Origin of the sequence: Roseburia sp. AF42-8, from assembly GCF_003435965.1 — a bacterium.
GTDB classification, from domain to species: domain Bacteria; phylum Bacillota; class Clostridia; order Lachnospirales; family Lachnospiraceae; genus Roseburia_C; species Roseburia_C amylophila.
Genome location: NZ_QTVB01000089.1, coordinates 1 through 3,827, shown reverse-complemented (window position 1 = coordinate 3,827; position 3,827 = coordinate 1). Strand labels below are relative to the sequence as shown.

General features: G+C 38.0%; 2 protein-coding genes. Both read left to right on the top strand.

The window, feature by feature from the left end; all coding sequences use genetic code 11:
• Positions 1-608: 608 nt before the first annotated feature.
• On the top strand, positions 609-2,327 hold the full coding sequence (locus DW059_RS15030) for a glycoside hydrolase family 13 protein (RefSeq protein ID WP_117699329.1): 1,719 nt from the start codon (positions 609-611) through the stop codon (positions 2,325-2,327).
• Between the two features lie 23 nt (positions 2,328-2,350).
• On the top strand, positions 2,351-3,742 hold the full coding sequence (locus DW059_RS15025; protein WP_117699328.1) for an MATE family efflux transporter: 1,392 nt from the start codon (positions 2,351-2,353) through the stop codon (positions 3,740-3,742).
• The last annotated feature ends 85 nt before the right edge of the window (positions 3,743-3,827 follow it).

The following is a 3,827-nucleotide window of genomic DNA, read 5'->3' as shown; positions in this document are numbered from 1 at the left end:
TTATACCTATATTGGGTGCAATGCTTATTAGTATTGCGGCTATGGTAGCGTATGTAGTAGGTATTGAACCCAAATACCGCAAAAAGAAATAAATGGAAACTTTCAGTTTGATGGAGTAATAAATTCTAGTTTGCAGAACTAATAGAGAAGTAACATATAAAACAATAAATATGGTCAAAAAATCATCGACATCCGACCTACAGCACGTTATAATATAGTTAATCTAATAAGAAAACCAAGTGATCATTGTTACAAGCTGAATCGTAATGGTGGCCAACTGTGTGAACTCGATGGAACGGAATGGTTACATCCTCCGGGTGCTCCGAGCACCGGACGAGCACTGAAAGGTGCTTTACAGAGATGAAAACAGGCCTGACGAAGCATCACTCAGATTAGATTAAAAATTCTAGTCTGGGTGATTTTTTTCGTTCAGGGAAAAGGAGAAAATGTCATTGACATAAAAGACGGATAACAGAGATTCGGATATTTTTGTCAATCGGTAAGCTGCAGAGGAAGTTATCTATAGACAAGCCAGGATTATCACGTTAAGATATAGAAAAAGTAAGTAATACGAAAGAAGAAAACAGAATATGTAAAGGAGAAAATGAATGGAATACTCTGCAATTATCCATGATATGGACAAAAGATTCTGCTATGCAATAGATAAGGATTTATTTGTGATACGCATCCAGGTAAAAAGAGATGATATAAAGGAAATAATTCTTCATTATGAAGATAAGTATATACCAATGGAATGGAAGGATACGCGAAAGACAATTCCAATGAAGAAGGTTGCGACCTCACAGTTTCAGGATTATTATGAAGCGCAGATACAGATGCATTTGATATGTCTCCGTTATTTTTTTGAATTTACGGACATGCAGGGGGAAAAAGTATATTACGGCAATTATGAGTTTAGTAAGGAATGTATTACAAACAGAGACAGAATGTTTGACTGCCCGCAGAATCTACGGGAGGAAGAAATGTTTGTGGTGCCAAAGTGGGCAGAAAATAAGGTCGTATATCAGATTTTTCCGTCCCGTTTTGCATCATCACAGCCGGTAGACAAGGAAGTATGGTATAAAGCACCAGTTACGTCTATGGATAATCTGCATGGTGATCTCAGAGGAATTATAGAACATCTGGATTATATCCATAGTCTTGGAATTGATGTTTTATATATGACACCAATCTTTAAATCAAATTCAAGCCATAAATACGATACCATTGATTATTATCAGATTGATCCCTCATTTGGAACAGCAGAGGATCTTAAAGAGCTGGTACAAAAAGCACATGAATATGGAATGAAAGTGGTTATGGATGCGGTGTTTAACCATACAGGAAAGAAATTTTTTGCATTCGAAGATATTTTAGAAAAAGGAAATAAGTCTAAATATCTGGACTGGTATTTTATTGATGAATTTCCACTTAAAAGTGAAAGGGGAGAGATTCCAAATTTCAAATGCTTTGGTTATTATGGTGGAATGCCAAAATTAAATCTGAAAAATCCTGAAGTTGAAAAATTTATTACAGATGTTGCATGCTATTGGATCAGGGAATGCGATATAGACGGATGGAGAATGGATGTAGGAGATGAAATCAGTCATTTTTTCTGGAAGAATTTTAGAAAGGCAGTTAAGGCAGTAAAGAAAGATATGCTGATAATTGGAGAAATCTGGCATTATGCAGGAGATTTTCTTGAAGGAGATGAATGGGATACGGTCATGAATTATCCGTTTTATCTGAATATGATAGATCTGCTTGCAGATGAAAAGATTACGGTCAGCCAGTTTATACAGAATCTTGGATATTTGAAAGGACGCTTAAATAAGAAATGTTATCCTCTTATGTGGAATCTGATAGACAGCCATGATACAGCAAGATTTTTACATTTATGTAAGAATAATAAGAAAAAGCAGCATTTGGCAGCAGCTTTTCAATTGTTATTGCCGGGAATGCCAATGATTTATTATGGAGATGAGTATGCGATGCCGGGAGCAAACGATCCGGATTGCAGACGTGGCATGTACTGGGATGAAGAATACCAGGATAAAGAGATGTTTGAATGGTATAAACAGCTGTTGCAGGTTCGAAAAAAATATAAATGTATCGTAGAAGGTGAATTGATTGAGGCAATCACAAGGGATGAGGAAGAAACCATTGTTCTGATTAGAAAAAATGGTGAAGAAACTATGGCATTGATTTTTAACTGCAGCAGCAGTGAGAAGAGATTTAATGAGTATGAGGGAAAATATAATTTGCTTGGAGAAGAACTGTTTGACGGAAAAGTTGAGGGACTTGATGCCGTAGTAATAGTGCTTTAAAATAGTTACAGAGGAAGAAAATCATGTCAAAAGATGAATATTTAATTACAGATGCACCCCTTAAAGCACTGACTGTTTTTGCAATGCCAATGATTTTCGGAAGCTTTTTTCAACAAGTCTACAATATGGCTGATTCAATCATTGTGGGTCAGTTTGTTGGATCTTCTGCCCTTGCGGCTGTTGGTGCCTGTGCTGCCCTTACGAATGTATTCATTTGTATAGCACTTGGTGCAGGTGTAGGTGCAGGTGTACTTGTGAGCCGTTATTTTGGTGCCAGAGATTATAGTAAAATGAAAACAATCGTATCAACATCATTGATTAGTTTTCTGGTTCTTAGCATACTTCTGGGAGTTACTGGCTTTTGTTTTTCACGTTCCATGATGGGCATATTACAGACACCCGCTGATATACTGGAGGAAGCAGTACTATATCTTCGTGTTTATTTTGTGGGATTTCCGTTTCTGTTTATGTACAACATTCTTTCAACGATGTTTACTTCAATCGGTGAATCAAAGATTCCGTTGTGCCTTTTGATTTTTTCTTCTGTTCTGAATATTATGATGGATCTTTGGATGGTAGCAGGCCTTGGTCTGGGTGTGTTCGGTGCAGCCCTAGCCACGCTTATTGCACAAGGCATTTCGGCAGTATTTTCGTTTTTAATCTTTTTATACCGGATACGCCAGTATAAGAGTCCGGCTCGCTGGTTTGACGGGAGGGAATTACATTCCATGCTCCGCATTGCTGTACCGTCGGTCCTCCAGCAGTCAACAGTGTCAATTGGTATGATGATTGTACAGGCGGTTGTAAATCCGTTTGGTACACAGGCTCTTGCAGGTTATGCGGCAACGATGAGGGTAGAGAATGTTTTTTCACTGATATTTGTGTCCATAGGCAATGCAGTCTCTCCGTATGTTTCCCAGAATCTTGGCGCAAAGAAAATTGGGCGTATCAAAAAAGGATACCACGCTGCACTGGTGTTAGATTTATGTTTTGCAGTCCTTGCTTTTATAGTCATTGAAACACTGCATACACAGATTTCCTCATTATTTCTGGGTAAAGATGGAACAGCGCTGGCATATCAGGTGTCTGGAGATTATATGAGATGGCTCGGCTTCTTTTTCATTTTCATGGGTATCAAGATGGCAACAGACGGAGTTCTTCGGGGACTTGGAATCATGCGTCCATTTCTCATTGCAAATATGGTAAATCTTGCAATTCGTCTGTCAGTTGCTTTGATACTCGCACCGCGTTTTGGCATTGCATTTGTCTGGCTTGCTGTACCGGCTGGCTGGCTTGCAAATTTTCTGATTTCTTATGTGGCACTCAGAAAATCATGGCCAGACGATAAGATGGCTTTTGCTGCTATAGAAGATGGTGCGGCCGTTTTTTTAGAACAATACTGTAAAAAAAAATGACGAAAAACCAAAGTAGGAAGTGTTAAATTTTATAAGAAAAATAGAATCTGAAAATTAGAACTGAAAAATCATTGACTTTTGAAAA

Bases quoted from the DNA above. Each gene is read 5' to 3' on its own strand.
- DW059_RS15030 (WP_117699329.1), top strand. From the start codon at position 609: ATGGAATACTCTGCAATTATCCATGATATGGACAAAAGATTCTGCTAT.
- DW059_RS15025 (WP_117699328.1), top strand. From the start codon at position 2,351: ATGTCAAAAGATGAATATTTAATTACAGATGCACCCCTTAAAGCACTG.